General features: G+C 41.9%; 1 protein-coding gene. It reads right to left on the bottom strand.

Annotated features, from left to right (window positions below; translation table 11 throughout):
• Positions 1–76: 76 nt before the first annotated feature.
• The coding region (locus B9T16_RS29745) for a methylenetetrahydrofolate reductase (RefSeq protein ID WP_410246501.1) at positions 77–284 on the bottom strand (208 nt) is incomplete at its 5' end.

Consider the following 284-nt stretch of genomic DNA (forward strand, 5'->3'; position numbering starts at 1 on the left):
GGGATGGCGTTGAGTTGAGCAAAGAAATTCCAGAGAGACTGAGGCTTTAGTTCGTTGATATTCATGTTCGTTTTTTTTAAAATAATGCTTTTGCTACGTTGAGGAAGTTATCGCTTTTACCCATGCTGTAAAAGTGAATAGCCGGCACACCTGCTGCGATGAGTTCTTTTCCTTGTTTGATGGCCCATTCGATACCAATTTGTCTGACTTCTGCATTGGTTTTACAACGTAGTACGTCCAGTGCAAGTTGATCGGGCAAATCTACATAGAACATCGTGGGTAGA

Source organism: Arthrospira sp. PCC 8006 (assembly GCF_046480465.1).
Taxonomy (GTDB): domain Bacteria; phylum Cyanobacteriota; class Cyanobacteriia; order Cyanobacteriales; family Microcoleaceae; genus Limnospira; species Limnospira platensis.